We start from the raw sequence: 15,152 nt of genomic DNA, 5'->3' as shown, positions 1-15,152 counted from the left end.
AAATCGCCGGTGCCAGCGCGCCCGGCCCGCTGGCTGATGTCGACTGCAACATTCATTCCGTATTGACAGGAACGAGGCAATGCGTAATAAACAGCCATGCACGCATCACAGCGACGCAGATTTACTCCTGAAGAGTATCTGCTGGTAGAAAACCAGGCAGAATACAAAAGCGAGTACTATGACGGCGAGATCTATGCCATGGCCGGCGCAAGCTACAGGCATACCGAGATCGTCGGGAACCTCTTTGCCTTCTTCAGACAGGCTCTGAAGGGATCGGACTGCAAGCCGGTGATGCTTGATGTCCGCGTCAAAAGCTGGCAGGCGTATACGTATCCTGATATCGTCATCGTCTGCGGACCACCGCAATTTGCAGACGAGTATGATACGCTGATGAATCCGACGCTCATTGTCGAAGTTCTTTCAGATTCCACAGAAAAGACCGACCGGACGATCAAGTTCGAACGTTATAAAACCATTGAAAGCCTTCAGGAATATCTGCTCGTCGCTCAGAATGAACCGGGCTTCGAGCTTTTTCGACGAGCAGATGCAGGATGGATACAGACGGCCAGTAGCGACAGCGTTACCCTTGCTTCGTTGAATATCAAACTGGAGCGAGCGGCGGCATACGAAGATATCAGTTTTTAGACCTAGCCCGATAAGCCGCGAATTTCTGCTTGCAACGTTTAAGAATATGGCTACATTAACCTTATGAAGACAACGATTGATATTCCTGATGATATTCTCAATGAAGTAATAAAATATTCTGACACTTCCACTAAAAGAGAGGCGATTTTAACCGCTCTGACAGATTATCTCAATCGAAAAAAGATGGCTGACCTGGCCAGTATGAAAGGCAGCCTGAAAACGCTCATTTCTCAGGAGGAGCTACGAGAACTGCGTGAGGCAGAAAGATCGTGATTCTTATCGATAGCTCAGTGTGGATTGAATTCTTACGTGTAAATGGCAATGCAGAAGCACAGGCCAGGGTAGCCGATCATCTGATCTCCGGTGAAGCCCGCATCGCAGAGCCCATCCTTCTTGAGCTATGGAACGGAGTGAAAGGAAGAGAGGAAAGAAAGCAGATTGCAAAGATTGAGCAGTCGGTCCCAATCCTTCCCTGCACTTCTGAAGTCTTCAAACTTAGCTATCGGGTTGCGGATTTGAGTCGTGCGGCTGGGCTCACGGTGCCGTCTATTGATTTGATCATCTTTTCCATAGCAGCATTTCACAATGTAAAGATTGATACACTGGATAAGCACTTACGTCTTCTCGAAAAGAAGATAAAGCTGCAAGTCGATATGTCCTGAACAACTCCGCCTCGCTGCCGTATGCTTATTCGTCGGATTTCTGCTGCCTTGACCTCAGATCGACTTCGCGCATCGAAATCCAAAATGATGAATAGGCTGGTTCTTCGGAAAATGCGGACGCCTCGCTGCAGCCCGCGCGGCAATCGGCCCCCAGTACCATGAGCCGCCTTTAACAAGCTTCTCGTCAAAGCCCGGACAATGATCGGCGCCGGCGCATGGCCCCTGCGGATCTTTGCCCTGACAGGCCTCTCCACATGCTTCAAGCGTCGGAGCAAACCAATCCGACACCCACTCCTGAGCGTTACCCGACATATCATAGAGGCCGTAACGATACGCTCCCTTTGAGCCGACATCCCACGTGGCGCCCGTTTCGCGAAAGTTCTCGGGCGTTGCATGCCAGCCTGGCGCCTTATGGCCCTTGCATCCGCGGCCTGTGTCGTCTTTAATAATGGCATATTGACACGTAGCAGGCGCATTGCCCCAGGGATGTGTTTCGCCGTCCGGCCCTCTTGATGCCGCTTCGAACTCTGCCTCGGTGGGTAACCGTTTGCCCTGCGCCTTGCAGTAGGCCTGCGCCTGATACCAGTTCACCTTCATCTGCGGCATCTTCTGCTCACGCAGATGCGGATAATTCGTTAACTGACGCTCACACCGGCCGGCAGCGACGCAGGCCTGATACTGCTCCGTCGTAACCTCGTATTTATCAAGTAAGAATGTCGAGAGCTCTACCGTGTGCTCGGCAAACGAAGAGAGATCCCAGTTCTCTTTCTTCCAGTCCGTCTCGTTACTGCCAAGAAGAAAGCGTCCGCCGGGGATGCAGGCCATATCGGCAGGCACGTCAGACGGACACTCCTCAGCGGATGACGGACGCGAAATAGCCGGAGCGCAGGAGCTCCAGAGTCCGAGAAGAATGGAAAGCAGGAAGAGCGGCGGGGCGGAACGGTAGAACATGCTGATATATCTTTTTGAGGGAAGCGAGGCTTGCAATGAGAATTGGAGAAATGGATTCTTTTCGTTTGACATTCTCGGCGGGTTCAGCCTTCATTAGACGTATGAGTGGCCGGTCGATAAAAAGCACCATCCTCGAAGAAATCAATGCCATTGAAAACGAAGAGACATTGGTTTTCATTCAGGATATCATTCTGAATATTACTGGAAATCAGAATACGCCTCTGCCTGAGTCCGTTAAATCCGGCATTGCAAAAGGCATCAGCGAAATCGAAAGCGGAAAATTCTACTCCGAAGAAGAGGCTGATTCTAAGGTTGATCAATGGTTCAGAAGTTAATCTGGTCTGAAACAGCTTTAACTCAAAAGATCTCCACCTATGCTTACTGGACCGAAAGAAACGGCTCTAAGAAATACGCTCAGCAGATCGAAATCCTGTTTTTCTGGGATGTAAGAAGAGATCCGGACGATATACATATTCCGTAATTCCTCAGCAATTCCGTTGCACCCACCCTCTCATTTCAGCCGATCGACTGCCAATAAATGAAGTTCCGGCTATACCATTGCCTCACCGATAATTGAATAGCTCACGAAACCAAACAAATGTTGAATATTTGATTGACGGATTTTTCCCTTTGTTTCACAAACGCTGCATCTACCGGCCCGGCCGGGAGCGAACAGGTGTTCAAACGAAAACTCAAAAGGAAATCCAAGAGAAAAAAAGATGAAAACGATAGAAAGTATGATGAAAACTACAAGGAAGAAACGAATCTTCGGATGGCTGGCGCTTGCGCTGCTGGCGTCCTGTCAGAGGGCGAGCGAGAGCGATAGCCAGGCCCTGCTCGGTCTGATCCAGTCATCCGGGTCAGACCAGGAGTCCGCCATCGGCGCCCACAGCCTGCAGTCGCTGAGCATGACGGATGGGGGAAATCAGTTCACCGTGCTCACGTATAACGTTGCCGGATTGCTCGAGCCCTTCTCAAGCTCCAACCCATCCGAGAACACGCCGTATATAGGGCCGCTGCTCTCGCCGTTTGATGTCGTTCACGTGCAGGAGGACTTCAACTATCATGCAAGCCTGTATGCGACGGACGTGCATCCGTATCGCACAGCGACAAGCGGCGGCATGGGAATCGGCGACGGCATGAATACGCTCGCCTACTTCGACTTCACGGACTTTCAGCGCGTCGACTGGAATCAGTGCAACGGAACGGACTGTCTTACGCCGAAGGGCTTCACGCTCTCCAGGCATACGGTCGCTCCGGGCGTATGCATCGACTTCTATAACGTGCATACGAATGCCGGTTCTACCGATCCCGATCTCGCCGCACGGCGGGCGAACATCTCGCAGCTGGTCGCCTTTATCGAGGCGAACTCACAGGGCAACGCCGTCATCGTCATGGGCGATACGAATACGCGTTATACGCGAGCGGGCGACAACATCAGAGAGCTGATCGAGCACGGCTTTCAGGACGCCTGGATTCAGCTGATCCGCGGAGGATCGTATCCCGTACAGGGCGCCGATGCGTTGACGGACTGCGAAGGCCACCGCACAAGCCCCGGCTGCGAGGTCGTCGATAAGATCCTGTTTCGCGGTAATTCGTATATCTCGCTACAGGCGACGAGTTTCTTAACCGAAGACGCCCGCTTCGTGCATCCCGTCAGCGGCGTTCCGCTTTCAGATCACTATGCCCTGTCCACCGTATTCAGCTATACGCTACTCAAGCCGCTCCAATTCAGCGATGCGTTCGGCGGTCCGCATGGAACGGCCTTTAACGACGTCGATAACATCGCGCCGAATACGACCGTGCAGACGATCTCACTTCGCGCCGGATCGCGCATCGACGCCGTATCGATTCAGTTAAACGACGGCACGACGCTGCAACACGGCGGCTCCGGCGGAACTGCGATGTCCCTGACGCTTAACGCAGGCGAATACGTTCAGAGCGCCCGGCTCTGCAGCGCACAGAAGAATGGCCATACCCGCATCTTCTATGCGAGATTCACGACATCGACCGGCCGCACGCTCACGGGCGGATCAACGACTGGAAGCTGCGTCGTTTACAGCGCCCCGTCCGGCTGGAGCATCGTCGGCTTTCACGGCCGCAGCGGAGCCGAGGTCGATAAGCTGGGCATGATTTATGCGCCGGTGAATTGAGTCTGATTTTGATGGTTGCCCGTCGATTCCCTGAAAAGCGGATCGGCGGGTGGTTTTAGAATAACCCTCATTCGAAAAAGAGCAGAGGCATTGCGAATCATCGCATTCGCAGAACAGAGGCTAACGAGCGGTCGTATAACGACCATTTCAGGGCTGCAATGGCCCATTTCGAGCCTGTGTTCTTCTGTTATCAATGCCGGTGATCAATCCGGTGAATATGAGTTACATTCTCAGTATAGGCGAAGAGCTTCTTCCAGGCTATCTGCATCGATAGGCATTGAGCGCGATCCGATGGGGAATCACGCGCATATACTAAATGGTATACGTGTCAGGATGTTGGTCTGGGTTACAGATACGTTAGGGCCTGTCAGTTTCGGCAGGGGTGTAGATAATTTCTATTGACGGAGGGGGAGGATTTGGGCAGGAAGGTGGGGGGTGCGGGTAATGCGGTCTGGGGATGATTACACGAATACGGGAAAAACCAGTTATGCGACATGCTGCAAAGAAATAAACGGATATTACCATGGGAAAAAAAAGAATCATAAATCGACAGATTTTCGTGGCTTATTCATATCGCCTATATGCCAAGCGCGATTATCGCAAAATATTCTCCAGCTTAGAATCCATATACAATGTGAAATTCATTTTTGCGGATGAAAAAATAACGAACATGCATATTATGCAAAAAATTATCAGCTATATACAAACAGCGGATTACTCTATTTTTGATATATCAGGATGGAATCCGAATGTAACTCTTGAACTCGGCTTTGCTATGGGTGCAAACTCTAATTGGTACATAGCCCTTGATCCCGATAAGACCGAAATGAAAGAAGTTCCTTCTGATTTGAGAGGAATAGATCGTATCCAATACAATTCATTCTCGGACCTTGAAGACCAGCTTACGATTTTGCTTGAACAACTGTACCCGAAAAGAGAAGCATCATCGATCGACAACTACCTGGAAACAAAAAGAGAAGAATTGATACAATTTTTAAAAACTCAAAATGAGGGACTAAACATAAAAGAAATCGCGCAGGCAATGGGATTGGAGCAAAGAGTAGCACAAATCCTAATTGAGCCATTGATAGGAAGTCGAATAAGGACAACCGGACAGAAGAAAGGAATGAAGTATCATATAGTGAAAAGAGGACCTGCGAAAGGTACGAAATATCGGAAAAAGCAGCACGATGCTTAACCCAACGATTATCGGCCTCTCTCGAGTCGCAAGGGGACCATCGCTTTGCTCGTTGCGCTCCCCACTTTGTGTGTCCGGATGGACGCCAGTTTGGGAGGATTCAAATGGCGCACATCCGGAAGGCTCGACAGAGAAATTGGCCGGCGATGCGGCAGGACAACTTCGGCGAATCCAGAACCTTATGGGCAATGAGCGAACACAACTATTAAAGGAATCCTTTAGAATACCATGCTTGAAGTGAGGACTCTATGACCTGGAAAAGCACACTGAGATCTATAAACGCAGCGGCTAAACGAGCTGAACGAGAATCCAGACGTCGACAAAAGGAATTTGAAGCTCGTCGTAAACAATTACAGAAAGCACAAGAATTGGAATTGGCTCAATTTGAAGTAGAGGAATATGAAAACTACATTGAACTAATCCAATCGATGCACATAGACTGCGATTCTGAATACGATTGGAATATAATTGTCAATTCTCCGCCCTCGCCGGAACCTCAATTATCAAATGACAGCCAAAGAATTGCCCAGCACAAATACGGTAAATGTCAGCGAAGTTGTCGCCTCGAAGGAGGAACAACAAATGAGACAGGGAAACGAAAGGAAGCGCTTGATTCTTGAAAAATTGCTGAGACCGGACGCACCCCCGGTTAAATCGGTGTGCAAAGAATACGGCGTTGATCAGAGCATGGTGTACAGGTGGCTACGGGAGGCAAAAAGTGGCTCTATGACAGGTCGCACACGCAGACAGAATATAACCCTTCTGGAAAAGCAGAGACTGCTTCTTGAGGCAGGAGCGATCGCTGAAGCCGACCTTGGCCGATGGCTTCGAGAGCACGGCTTGCACAGCTCGGCATTGGATGAATGGCGAAGCGAGATAGAGAAGGCCCTCAAGACAGCACAGAAGCCTGTGAAGGATCAGTCCGCACAGGAAATCAAAGCACTCAAAAAAGAGCTGCACAGAAAGGAGAAGGCACTCGCTGAAGTGTCGGCTTTGCTTGTGCTCAAAAAAAAACTTGCAACGCTTCTCGACGAGGAATCAGAACCGTGAGTGAGCGTATGCATATCACCGATGCGATCCGTGAGGCACAGAAGTCAGGGGCTCGACTGAGGCTTGCAGCAGATACCGCGGGCATCAGTCTGCGTACACTTGAGCGGTGGGAGAAAAATCCGAGCGATGATCGCCGTAAAGACAATCGTTTTGCCGTATCGAATGCACTCTCGCCAGACGAGAGAAGGGTTATACGAGATACTGTCTGCCTTCCCGAATTTACGGATCTGAATCCACATCAGATCGTATCCATTCTCGCGGAAAAAGGCCTGTATATAGGGTCGGAATCGACTTATTATCGGGTCATGCGCCAGGAAGGCCTTCGAGTTCACCGCGGTCGGTCCCGGGCACCTGAGCGCAGTCGACCTGATGAGTACGTTGCCTCAGGACCGAATCAAGTGTGGACATGGGACATCAGCTATCTTGCATCCGAAGAGCGCGGAGTGCATTACTATCTGTATCTGATCGTTGATATCTGGGACCGCTATATTGTCGGCTGGTCCATTCATGAGCAAGAATCGGGGATACTGGCTGCGGATCTATTGCAGAAGGCATGCCTGATGCACAAAGTATCCAAAAAGTCTCTTGTCGTGCATCAGGATAACGGCACTCCCATGACATCTGCGGAATTCTTATCCTGCCTGGCTTCCTGGGGCAAACCGAGCTATTCGCGCCCCGGAGTAAGTGATGATAACCCTTATTCCGAATCCCTCTTCAAGCATTTGAAATATAACCATCGATACCCGGTCCGATTTGAGACAATGCAAGCCGCTATTGATTGGATGGAGCGGTTTCAGGAGTATTATAACCATAGCCATCGGCATTCTGCTATAGGCTATGTCACTCCAGCGCAGAGGCGGACAGGGGAATCGGAGGCCATCCTTGCGAAGCGCAGGTTAACGTATGCGGTTGCTCGTGCCAAGCACCCGGAGCGATGGAGCCGACATACTCGGCCATGGACGCAACCAGAGAAAGTTGCTTTGAATCCTCGGGATAAACAAAAGACTGGACAGGATGCCGCCTGAGATTAAAATCTATATCAACTGAGGCGACAACTTCCGCTGACATATAGGGAATATGATACCTATAAGCCAAGCTTCTTTGATAAGATCTTTTCCCTAGATAAGAAGAAAGCTTTAAAACTACTTGGATTGATTGAAGAAGCCAGGCAAAAAGACAAAATCCAGTATGAAACCAAATATAGAGAATGGAAGAACGAACACATATCTTGGTCCGAGATGGTGAATATCGGTAAACGAATCTTATCCAGGGATATCGAAGCTTACTCTGAAGCCATACGGAATCTCGAACCGTTTAGTGAAGTTCAATCCGTTGGCTCCAGTATTACAATAAAATTTCCCTCGCCAAGCATAATTGTAGCCGATTTGGAAGTTCATGATGACAAAGTTATTCCAAAGGAACAAAAATCTTTATTGAAATCCGGAAAGCTTAATATGAAAAGTCTGCCAGCCGGAAAAAGAAATGAAATGTATCAGGACTATATTTGCAGTGCCAGTCTACGCATTGGGAGAGAAATACTGGGCACCATACCTGTTGAAAAAGCAATAATTAATGCAAAAGGAAATGTACTTAATACAGCTACTGGTATGCTTGAAACCCAACCACTCCTTTCCGTTTTGCTGGTAAGGGAAACCATGAATAAACTGAATTTTCAATCAATTGATCCTTCGGATTCAATGGCAAACTTTATATGCAACATGAAGTTTAAAAAGAATGCCGGTATGGAACCTGTTTCAGAATTAAATCCCATCGAATACGATACCAGACAGTGAATTTCAGCAGCCCGAACCGCGCACGTCGCATTACTGTCGATTTCAAGCTGCGGCCTCCCTTCCGGTCGACCTTGGGTCTGACCCGGTTATGCGGGAAAATGCCGTCCGGGCTTCGAGCCACAGCCAGCAAGCAGGCCGTCGTGAAATCTTTTACGTTAGACAACTATGCAAAAACAAAAAGCATCTAAAAAATTGGGTAACGCATTCAAAGGCGACAACATTGAACTTGGGGCCGGGTGCGGCAATTTTGGCCAGAGGTTCTATCCTGTTTGTCTTTTGACGGATGCAGACGAGGGGATAGGCACTCGGTGTTCCAACAATCACATTGATCTGTGCTGTTCTGCGAACGAGATACCAGTCGGTGATGACTCATTCCGAGTTGCGATCATCTGTAACCCATGGCAATATGGATTCAATGATCCGTCTGAAGGTATCCAGATTCTGGAAGAAATAGTACGTGTCTTGAAAGGTAGGGGTCGAATTATTATCATCGGGAGTCTGACAAATAAGTACTGTGCACCCGAAAAGGTTTCAAAAACAATTGATGCGGCCAAAAGCCGCCTCTCTGCGCAACTAACGATCCGTTGTGTAAAAGCGATCGATTCAAAGAAGGAATATGGAGACTATATCTTCCGGACGAGCGGTGGCGACGAAATATTTCCGTCAATGAGGATCGAAATCGATGTCACCAAGTAACGCACGTTCTCTGCAACCATTCGCGCCATTGCCACCAAGTGGGACTGTAAAGCAGGATCTCTTCAGGAATAATGTGCATGGCCATGTCACTAATCTTCTTTCGTTCAAACTTCGGTCGACCAAAGTTCGATCAGAGCTCACTTCGTTTGATCTCAACCTATATTCCAGCATGGAACAACTGGTTTTTGAACACTATTTGGCTGTGGAGCAGCAGAAGGAAGTTAGTATAGATTGGGCCATAGTTGAATCAGAGACCTCCAACTATATGAATGCCATCGAAGACCGATTTGCAGAAGTCGGCAGTAACGAACTCAAATCGATTTTCTTTGCAAAAACAAAAGACTATGTGGAGAATTTTCTCATATACGAGCAAATGTATCCGCGTTCTCAATTCAATCCGTGGTTTCCTCTCCTTGGTGTATTCAAGCGAGGGTTGCTTGTCAATCCCGCAGACGACCCTTACCTTCTCAAGCAAATTAATCGGAAACCCAAATCGGCTACAAAGTCATCTGGCAAGAATCCTCTGATGTTTCTCATTCAGGGCGCCAAAGACCGGCCCGGCCAATTCCCTGTAGGCGAAACCTATCACCTGCAATTGCTGATTCTCGATCTTCTTCAGGATCGGAATGCAAGTCTCAGGAAACCACTTTCAATTCGCCAAATGCTTCCGTTTCTTAAGAAAAGGGGCTATCAATTCAAATATGATTACGTACAGATCAATATCACTACACCCCTGAAGAAAACGGGGCTAGTTGGTAGCACCAGTGATGGTTTTTTCTTGATCCGTTCAAAAGAGGAGTTGAAAGCAAGCTACTGTTTCCATTATCATAAGGATATGTCTATCTCTGCCATTATGAGTAAGTACCGACGCATTGCTCCTAATTTTGGGATCGATGATCTTGAAGATGAATGCTGAATAGCGCCACACGTCGTCTAACTGAGGGTTTGATCTTCCTCCCTTTTCCTGGACAGGAGACAGTAAAATGAAAAGGGGTAATCTATGGGCAAAAGAGGCCAGCCTTACGATGATAGATTTCGCAGAATGGCGGTGGATTCGCATCGGCAAAACCAGCAAAGAAGTGGAAAACGATCTTGGAATCTCTGTCAATTCTTTGAGGGAAGTTTTCTCTGGCAACAAGTCGAAAGTTTCATCAATTTAATCCCCCCCCCCACCAGCAAAGTTGACGCCTCAAAAAGAGCGGCGACGGTTTTCGGCGATGACAAGATTATAAAACTGCCCCAGCGAAGGCAACAGAGAGCATTACCCTTAAGCATAGCAAACATGAACAACAAAGGAAAAGAGCAATGACTATCTATGGCATCATTATCGCATCAATGATTATTACGGTGACAATGCTGCATCGTTACGAATTCGCCTCCAATGAAAAAGGGATTCATTTCTGGAAACCGCTCTCTTCTACACTCATGACCGTCCTGCTGCTTGCATCATTTTTTCGGGCAGATTCATTCCGAACAGATTACACCCTATCCCTGCTCATCGGTATCCTTCTCAGTTTTGGCGGCGATATGTCGCTCATGTTTATGAACAGATCCAAAAAAGCCTTTAAAATCGGTCTGGTTCTTTTTCTTGCGGGGCACATCGCCTATGCCATTGCATTTACATGGTTCAGCGGTCTTTACAGTCAGGACTGGATCAGTGCAGCAATTCTTTTTGTTTCAGGCATAGCAATATACCTCTACCTTTTACCAGGTCTGGGCGATCTGAAAGTCCCCGTTTTATTCTATGTGATTATTATAAGCCTTATGGTAAACAGAGCGGTTTCCGTTTTTTACGGAGACTTCTTTTCACAGACCCAGGCCTATCTGATCACGGGAGGCGCCGTGCTCTTTTATATTTCAGATGTTATTCTGGCACTTGGAAGATTCCGACACACATGGCGTTACGGCAGAATAAATCTGGCCTTCTATTATTCCGGACAGGCATTGATCGCCCTCAGCGCTGGATTTTTTGACAGAGTGTAGAGGCCGTCTCAAATAGAAACCGGCGACAATTACTCTCTGGAGGAGCCAATGAGCCATGTCATCATCTTCTCGTCGTTACGAGGATATCTTGTCCCTGCTGCAGCAATAGGAGCCGGAGTTCTGTATCGCCTCGTAAGAAGCCAGATGGGAATCGATGTGTACTCGATCACCCTGCTCTTCTATTCTATAGCCGCCCTGCTTGCGGCGATCTATTTCTTTCTGGGGAACTATTTCGAATCGAAGAAGCAGAAGAATGATTTCTTCTTCATACCGATGCGATACTATTCAGGCATCGTAGTGGCTGTTCTAATTCTCGATTTCTTTCTCCCTTTTATCGAGCGTTAACCATGCCCGTAATGCCTGCCCCGATACATAATAGCGCCGTTCTCACCCAGCACATCGGCATAAACAGGTCCGTTCTCGGTCTCTGACGCCGCATCATTGGCGTATTGCCGGGCCTCTGCAAGGCTCTGAAAAGAGGTCTCTGAAGTGACGTCAGGCTCATACACACGAACGATGTAGGGAGCTCCCGGCTCTGACGGCAGATCGCTCCCTCGACCGGACCGACGTCGACGGATGAGCCCGAAAAAAAGCACAAAGGCAAATCCGACGGCAACGACGGCGCATAAGGCTAATGGAGCAATGGCTTCGAGAGACACCTTGCTCCCATTGAATTCGCAAACTGCGAAGCCTGGCAAGTAAAATGTCGCTGCTAAGATTTTCTTGATTCCTGATTCGTTTTCAGGTAGAAGTTTTCCAGAAGTAAGGCCGGTCTTCGAATAACGGCGCTGCTGGTCGAGAAGGGAGACAGGATGAACATTAGAAAAAAGAATGACGGGCTCTCCTTGAACTGATATTCTCGTTTCTTATGAGCCGAGTTGTTCTTAAGATTAAGGACGAAAACAAAGCCAGGGCCTTATTAAAGGTCCTGGAATCCATGGATTTTGTCGAGGTTCAGGAATCTTCCGGACTGGTTACTAAAAAGAGCATGCAAAATAGCTTCTTCGAGGCGGCTGGAATTTGGAAGAATCGCAAGATAGACTCTGATATTCTCCGCAATCACGGAAATGGAGCTGCTCTTTGGTTCAAAGAACAAGAAAGAGGCCAACCAAATCAGAAAGGCACTCTCTGATATTACGTTACACCTCTAAAAACGAATCGACACCAGCATATCGCTGCGCAGATCTTCATACGAATGATGCGAGGGATTATATGAAAACGGTAACAGTACGCATTGACGACGGCACGTATAATCTCTTGAAAAACGCCGCTGCCGGGGAAGGCCGCACGCTATCGAATTTTATCAAACATGCTGCCGTTCACTATGTCGCCTCGCAATCAACTGTAACAGGCGAAGAAATGGCAGCGATTCTCAAAGATGAGAGTCTTGTCCGTGATTTACGAAAAGGATTGAAAGAGGCCCGAGAAGGCGCAAAATCGCCTTATGAACTCGGCGAAAATTACCTCGGGAAATATGAGTCCGGCATGACCGACAGGATTATGTCCCGAATTTAGTTAGAGTTTGAAAAGGCGGAACCCTGGCCCAAAATGGGCCGAACAACCACATTCCCTTACGGAGGGTTCCAAGTGAAGAAGAACGAACGGGCAGAAAACAGTCAAACACAAAGCCTGGCGGCCGATGAGTTTCGGGATTATATTCGAACCAGCCTCGATTCCCGTGTGCGCGAATTTGCACTCGGCTACGTAGGAGCTTTGATTCTCGAAGAAATCGAAACGTTATGCGGCAAGACAGGGGAGCATAAGAGAGGCCGTGGATTTGCTCATCGAGGCGGCAGCCAGCGAGGTTCCATTGTGCTCGATGGAGAAAGGGTGGCCATCCAGAAGCCCAGAGCTCGACGTAACGGCAAGGAGGTGAAGCTGGAGCGATATGAGATCCTTCAGGATCGCTCTGATCTTCGCGAGCATGTTGAGCGCCTGATGCTGGCGGGCATCAGCACCCGGAACTATGAAAAGACGCTGAGAAAGACAGAAGCCTCTCTCGGCCTTTCGCGGAGTGCGGTTTCGCGGGAGTTTGTGAAGTCCAGCCGTGAGTCGCTCAATCATTTGAATTCACGCAGGTTTCCTGATCAGACATTCTGGTGTATTGTTCTTGATGGCATCGTATTCGGCGGCTCTGTCGTAATCGTTGCTCTCGGGGTCGATACGGCCGGAAACAAGCATTTTCTGGGCATTTCTGAGGGGTCTACAGAGAATGCTGATAGCGCACTCAGTGTCCTTCAATCAATCGAGAGCCGTGATATCCGCTTCACAGATCGTGTGCTTGTCGTCATGGATGGATCAAAGGCTCTTGAAAAAGCGGCCAGAGAGTTCTTCGGAAAGAAGGCAGAGATCCAACTCTGCTACCTTCATAAACAGAGAAATGTTCTTGCCAAGCTCCCACGGAAGTATCATGCAGAATTCTGCAAGAGATACAAGCAGGCATTCAGCGCTAACAGTTACGAAGATGTCGCAAGCGAGATGCGGTCCGTTCTATCATGGCTCGAATCCATCAGCTACAGTGCCTCTCAGAGTCTTCAGGAGGGTTTAGAGGCACTGTTAACGCTGCATCGCATCAATATGCCGCCGAAATTGAGAACATCCTTTTACACAACCAATCTGATCGATTCGGCATTCTCGAATCCCAGATCTCAGCTTAACCGGGTTAAACGGTCAAGGCCTCAGACAGACCAGGTGCTCCGATGGGTCGGCAGTCTCCTGCTATCACAGGAGGAACAATTCCGTAAGGTGCGGTCATACACTCATATCCATGAGTTCTTAAACAGCTTCCTGGATAAAAAGATTGACGAGCGGATCTCGGCATAGGATGCATTCAGTGGGTCCCGCCTCAAAGTCTAACTATCACTGGGACATAGTCGACCGACAGATCGGTGAATCATAAAGAGCTGATCAGGCAGAAACTCAGACCGGGCTCTTACAAACTCTGACTTTCTTCACGAGATAAATGAGGCGGAATACAATGGACTTAGATGCGGAATGGGAGAGAATAGAAAAGGCCGCCGGGTTCGAGCAAGGTTTATACGATTTGCTATGCGATTACATTCAGAATTTCAGTGCCGGAAAGGAAAACGAAGTATTCTATGCATTTGCACTGGATTGTAATGCGATCTACAATGATATACACCCCTGTTTCAATACTGTAGACGGATTGGCGCATTCCATAGAATTCTACAAATATAAAACAAATAAAGAAATCCTATCGTTGAAGTGGAATATGGGAGATTGGAAATACGCCGCATCGGGAGCTACTGAATGGAAATACAGCTTCACGAGCCTGGGGAAGGAGATAGAATCCCATCTGGATGTACTCTCAGAAAGGTATACGGATTTTCTTGAGAACAGCGATATTGAGAGAGACGATTTTGAAGACGAATGGAACAGGCGATATATGATGTCAGTGGCCAGGGTTGCCATGCGCATCGAAGTGGGCGACGCCCTCGAATCATTGAAGAAGACTCCTGATTTTGCCGTATTCGCTCTGAACGATGACGAAAGTTTCGATGAATCGATAAACCGACACTTAAGACTTAGAAATCAATGGAATCAAGGAAAAGGCCTCGCCTGATCAATCGACAGTCAAAAAAATAACGTGCTAACATGAGAGCTCTTTGGTTTATATTCTCCATTTGCCTTCTTGCCGGCATTACCGCGTGCAACTTCCGCTCATTTCGAGACATTCGTTTCGATGGGCAGATGTACCGAGCGAACGACACTGAGCGCGAGAGCATGCTCTGGTTTGAATCAGTCTACACCCTGCCAGAGAATACCGAATCGAATTCTGAATTCAACGTGCAGATATCAGTGCTCCGCTGGAAGCGAGTGGGATTACGGTGCCTTGATGATATACTCAAGCCATTGATGAACGACTTGAAACCCATAGCCCGGGGTGGGCCGATCTTGCACAGCCCACCCCGGTCAGAGGAAAAAGGCGAAGCAATACTTGAGATGCTCACTTCCGGAGAGGATGGTCCGGTGTACTACCTGCACCGGTGCTATATTGATA

20 protein-coding genes are annotated in these 15,152 nt (G+C 48.5%); 18 read left to right on the top strand and 2 right to left on the bottom strand.

The window, feature by feature from the left end; all coding sequences use genetic code 11:
* Positions 1–96: 96 nt before the first annotated feature.
* From LEPIL_RS06845 to LEPIL_RS06835, 3 genes are all read left to right on the top strand, one after another.
* On the top strand, positions 97–645 hold the full coding sequence (locus LEPIL_RS06845; RefSeq protein WP_002771232.1) for a Uma2 family endonuclease: 549 nt from the start codon (positions 97–99) through the stop codon (positions 643–645).
* A 63-nt stretch (positions 646–708) separates the two neighbouring features.
* Complete coding sequence (locus LEPIL_RS06840) at positions 709–918, top strand: type II toxin-antitoxin system VapB family antitoxin (protein ID WP_002771231.1); 210 nt, start codon at positions 709–711, stop codon at positions 916–918.
* Positions 915–1,307 (top strand): PIN domain-containing protein, encoded by a 393-nt coding sequence (locus tag LEPIL_RS06835; protein ID WP_002771229.1) that lies wholly within the window; start codon positions 915–917, stop codon positions 1,305–1,307. Before LEPIL_RS06840 ends, LEPIL_RS06835 begins: the two co-directional genes overlap by 4 nt.
* A 54-nt stretch (positions 1,308–1,361) precedes the next feature.
* Here the strand turns inward: LEPIL_RS06835 and LEPIL_RS06830 are convergent, their stop codons facing one another.
* Positions 1,362–2,258 carry a formylglycine-generating enzyme family protein gene (locus LEPIL_RS06830; RefSeq protein WP_002771227.1) on the bottom strand — a complete coding sequence of 299 codons (897 nt, stop codon included), beginning with the start codon at positions 2,256–2,258 and terminating at the stop codon, positions 1,362–1,364.
* A gap of 50 nt (positions 2,259–2,308) precedes the next feature.
* Between LEPIL_RS06830 and LEPIL_RS06825 the strand changes: the two genes are divergently transcribed.
* From LEPIL_RS06825 to LEPIL_RS06775, 11 genes are all read left to right on the top strand, one after another.
* Complete coding sequence (locus tag LEPIL_RS06825) at positions 2,309–2,593, top strand: hypothetical protein (protein WP_040918400.1); 285 nt, start codon at positions 2,309–2,311, stop codon at positions 2,591–2,593.
* A 384-nt stretch (positions 2,594–2,977) separates the two neighbouring features.
* The gene (locus LEPIL_RS06820; RefSeq protein WP_002771221.1) at positions 2,978–4,411 is read left to right on the top strand and encodes a jacalin-like lectin; all 1,434 of its coding nucleotides are present in this window, start codon (positions 2,978–2,980) and stop codon (positions 4,409–4,411) included.
* Between the two features lie 634 nt (positions 4,412–5,045).
* Positions 5,046–5,609, top strand: coding sequence for a hypothetical protein (locus LEPIL_RS06815; RefSeq protein ID WP_211208618.1), 564 nt, complete (start codon positions 5,046–5,048; stop codon positions 5,607–5,609).
* Between the two features lie 507 nt (positions 5,610–6,116).
* A complete protein-coding gene (locus LEPIL_RS06810) occupies positions 6,117–6,659 on the top strand; it encodes a hypothetical protein (protein ID WP_052608214.1) in 543 nt (180 codons plus the stop codon).
* Between the two features lie 8 nt (positions 6,660–6,667).
* Complete coding sequence (locus LEPIL_RS06805) at positions 6,668–7,684, top strand: IS3 family transposase (RefSeq protein ID WP_002771215.1); 1,017 nt, start codon at positions 6,668–6,670, stop codon at positions 7,682–7,684.
* A 126-nt stretch (positions 7,685–7,810) separates the two neighbouring features.
* Entirely contained in the window at positions 7,811–8,452 is a 642-nt protein-coding gene (locus tag LEPIL_RS06800; RefSeq protein ID WP_052608212.1) for a hypothetical protein, read from the top strand.
* 165 nt (positions 8,453–8,617) lie between these two features.
* Entirely contained in the window at positions 8,618–9,148 is a 531-nt protein-coding gene (locus tag LEPIL_RS06795) for a class I SAM-dependent methyltransferase (protein WP_002771213.1), read from the top strand.
* Positions 9,149–9,317: 169 nt separating this feature from the next.
* Positions 9,318–10,064: a hypothetical protein gene (locus LEPIL_RS06790; protein ID WP_040918398.1), complete on the top strand. Its 747-nt coding sequence runs from the start codon at positions 9,318–9,320 to the stop codon at positions 10,062–10,064.
* An 84-nt stretch (positions 10,065–10,148) separates the two neighbouring features.
* A complete protein-coding gene (locus LEPIL_RS06785; RefSeq protein WP_040918396.1) occupies positions 10,149–10,457 on the top strand; it encodes a hypothetical protein in 309 nt (102 codons plus the stop codon).
* Positions 10,454–11,131, top strand: coding sequence for a lysoplasmalogenase (locus tag LEPIL_RS06780; RefSeq protein ID WP_002771206.1), 678 nt, complete (start codon positions 10,454–10,456; stop codon positions 11,129–11,131). Before LEPIL_RS06785 ends, LEPIL_RS06780 begins: the two co-directional genes overlap by 4 nt.
* 48 nt (positions 11,132–11,179) lie before the next feature.
* Positions 11,180–11,476, top strand: coding sequence for a hypothetical protein (locus LEPIL_RS06775; protein ID WP_002771205.1), 297 nt, complete (start codon positions 11,180–11,182; stop codon positions 11,474–11,476).
* Here the strand turns inward: LEPIL_RS06775 and LEPIL_RS06770 are convergent.
* Positions 11,473–11,790 (bottom strand): hypothetical protein, encoded by a 318-nt coding sequence (locus LEPIL_RS06770; protein WP_002771203.1) that lies wholly within the window; start codon positions 11,788–11,790, stop codon positions 11,473–11,475. The two genes, LEPIL_RS06775 and LEPIL_RS06770, sit on opposite strands and share 4 nt — an antisense overlap.
* Positions 11,791–11,999: 209 nt before the next feature.
* Between LEPIL_RS06770 and LEPIL_RS06765 the strand changes: the two genes are divergently transcribed.
* The 4 genes from LEPIL_RS06765 to LEPIL_RS06750 all read left to right on the top strand — a co-directional run bounded on the left by LEPIL_RS06765 (position 12,000) and on the right by LEPIL_RS06750 (position 14,714).
* Entirely contained in the window at positions 12,000–12,263 is a 264-nt protein-coding gene (locus LEPIL_RS06765) for a hypothetical protein (protein WP_002771201.1), read from the top strand.
* Positions 12,264–12,343: 80 nt separating this feature from the next.
* Entirely contained in the window at positions 12,344–12,646 is a 303-nt protein-coding gene (locus LEPIL_RS06760; protein WP_002771199.1) for a type II toxin -antitoxin system TacA 1-like antitoxin, read from the top strand.
* Positions 12,647–12,718: 72 nt separating this feature from the next.
* The gene (locus LEPIL_RS06755) at positions 12,719–13,954 is read left to right on the top strand and encodes an IS256 family transposase (protein WP_002769350.1); all 1,236 of its coding nucleotides are present in this window, start codon (positions 12,719–12,721) and stop codon (positions 13,952–13,954) included.
* Positions 13,955–14,108: 154 nt separating this feature from the next.
* On the top strand, positions 14,109–14,714 hold the full coding sequence (locus LEPIL_RS06750) for a DUF4303 domain-containing protein (protein ID WP_002771196.1): 606 nt from the start codon (positions 14,109–14,111) through the stop codon (positions 14,712–14,714).
* Positions 14,715–15,152: the final 438 nt, after the last annotated feature.

The sequence above is a fragment of the Leptonema illini DSM 21528 genome (assembly GCF_000243335.1).
In the GTDB taxonomy this organism is placed as follows: Bacteria; Spirochaetota; Leptospiria; order Leptospirales; family Leptonemataceae; genus Leptonema; species Leptonema illini.
Note: the sequence above shows the minus strand (reverse complement) of the source record. Positions and strands in the feature narration are given on the sequence as shown.

Bases quoted from the DNA above. Each gene is read 5' to 3' on its own strand.
- LEPIL_RS06805 (WP_002771215.1), top strand. From the start codon at position 6,668: ATGCATATCACCGATGCGATCCGTGAGGCACAGAAGTCAGGGGCTCGA.
- LEPIL_RS06785 (WP_040918396.1), top strand. From the start codon at position 10,149: ATGGGCAAAAGAGGCCAGCCTTACGATGATAGATTTCGCAGAATGGCG.
- LEPIL_RS06790 (WP_040918398.1), top strand. From the start codon at position 9,318: ATGGAACAACTGGTTTTTGAACACTATTTGGCTGTGGAGCAGCAGAAG.
- LEPIL_RS06760 (WP_002771199.1), top strand. From the start codon at position 12,344: ATGAAAACGGTAACAGTACGCATTGACGACGGCACGTATAATCTCTTG.
- LEPIL_RS06765 (WP_002771201.1), top strand. From the start codon at position 12,000: ATGAGCCGAGTTGTTCTTAAGATTAAGGACGAAAACAAAGCCAGGGCC.
- LEPIL_RS06775 (WP_002771205.1), top strand. From the start codon at position 11,180: ATGAGCCATGTCATCATCTTCTCGTCGTTACGAGGATATCTTGTCCCT.
- LEPIL_RS06810 (WP_052608214.1), top strand. From the start codon at position 6,117: ATGACAGCCAAAGAATTGCCCAGCACAAATACGGTAAATGTCAGCGAA.
- LEPIL_RS06750 (WP_002771196.1), top strand. From the start codon at position 14,109: ATGGACTTAGATGCGGAATGGGAGAGAATAGAAAAGGCCGCCGGGTTC.
- LEPIL_RS06820 (WP_002771221.1), top strand. From the start codon at position 2,978: ATGAAAACGATAGAAAGTATGATGAAAACTACAAGGAAGAAACGAATC.
- LEPIL_RS06780 (WP_002771206.1), top strand. From the start codon at position 10,454: ATGACTATCTATGGCATCATTATCGCATCAATGATTATTACGGTGACA.
- LEPIL_RS06795 (WP_002771213.1), top strand. From the start codon at position 8,618: ATGCAAAAACAAAAAGCATCTAAAAAATTGGGTAACGCATTCAAAGGC.
- LEPIL_RS06840 (WP_002771231.1), top strand. From the start codon at position 709: ATGAAGACAACGATTGATATTCCTGATGATATTCTCAATGAAGTAATA.
- LEPIL_RS06825 (WP_040918400.1), top strand. From the start codon at position 2,309: ATGGATTCTTTTCGTTTGACATTCTCGGCGGGTTCAGCCTTCATTAGA.
- LEPIL_RS06845 (WP_002771232.1), top strand. From the start codon at position 97: ATGCACGCATCACAGCGACGCAGATTTACTCCTGAAGAGTATCTGCTG.
- LEPIL_RS06830 (WP_002771227.1), bottom strand. From the start codon at position 2,258: ATGTTCTACCGTTCCGCCCCGCCGCTCTTCCTGCTTTCCATTCTTCTC.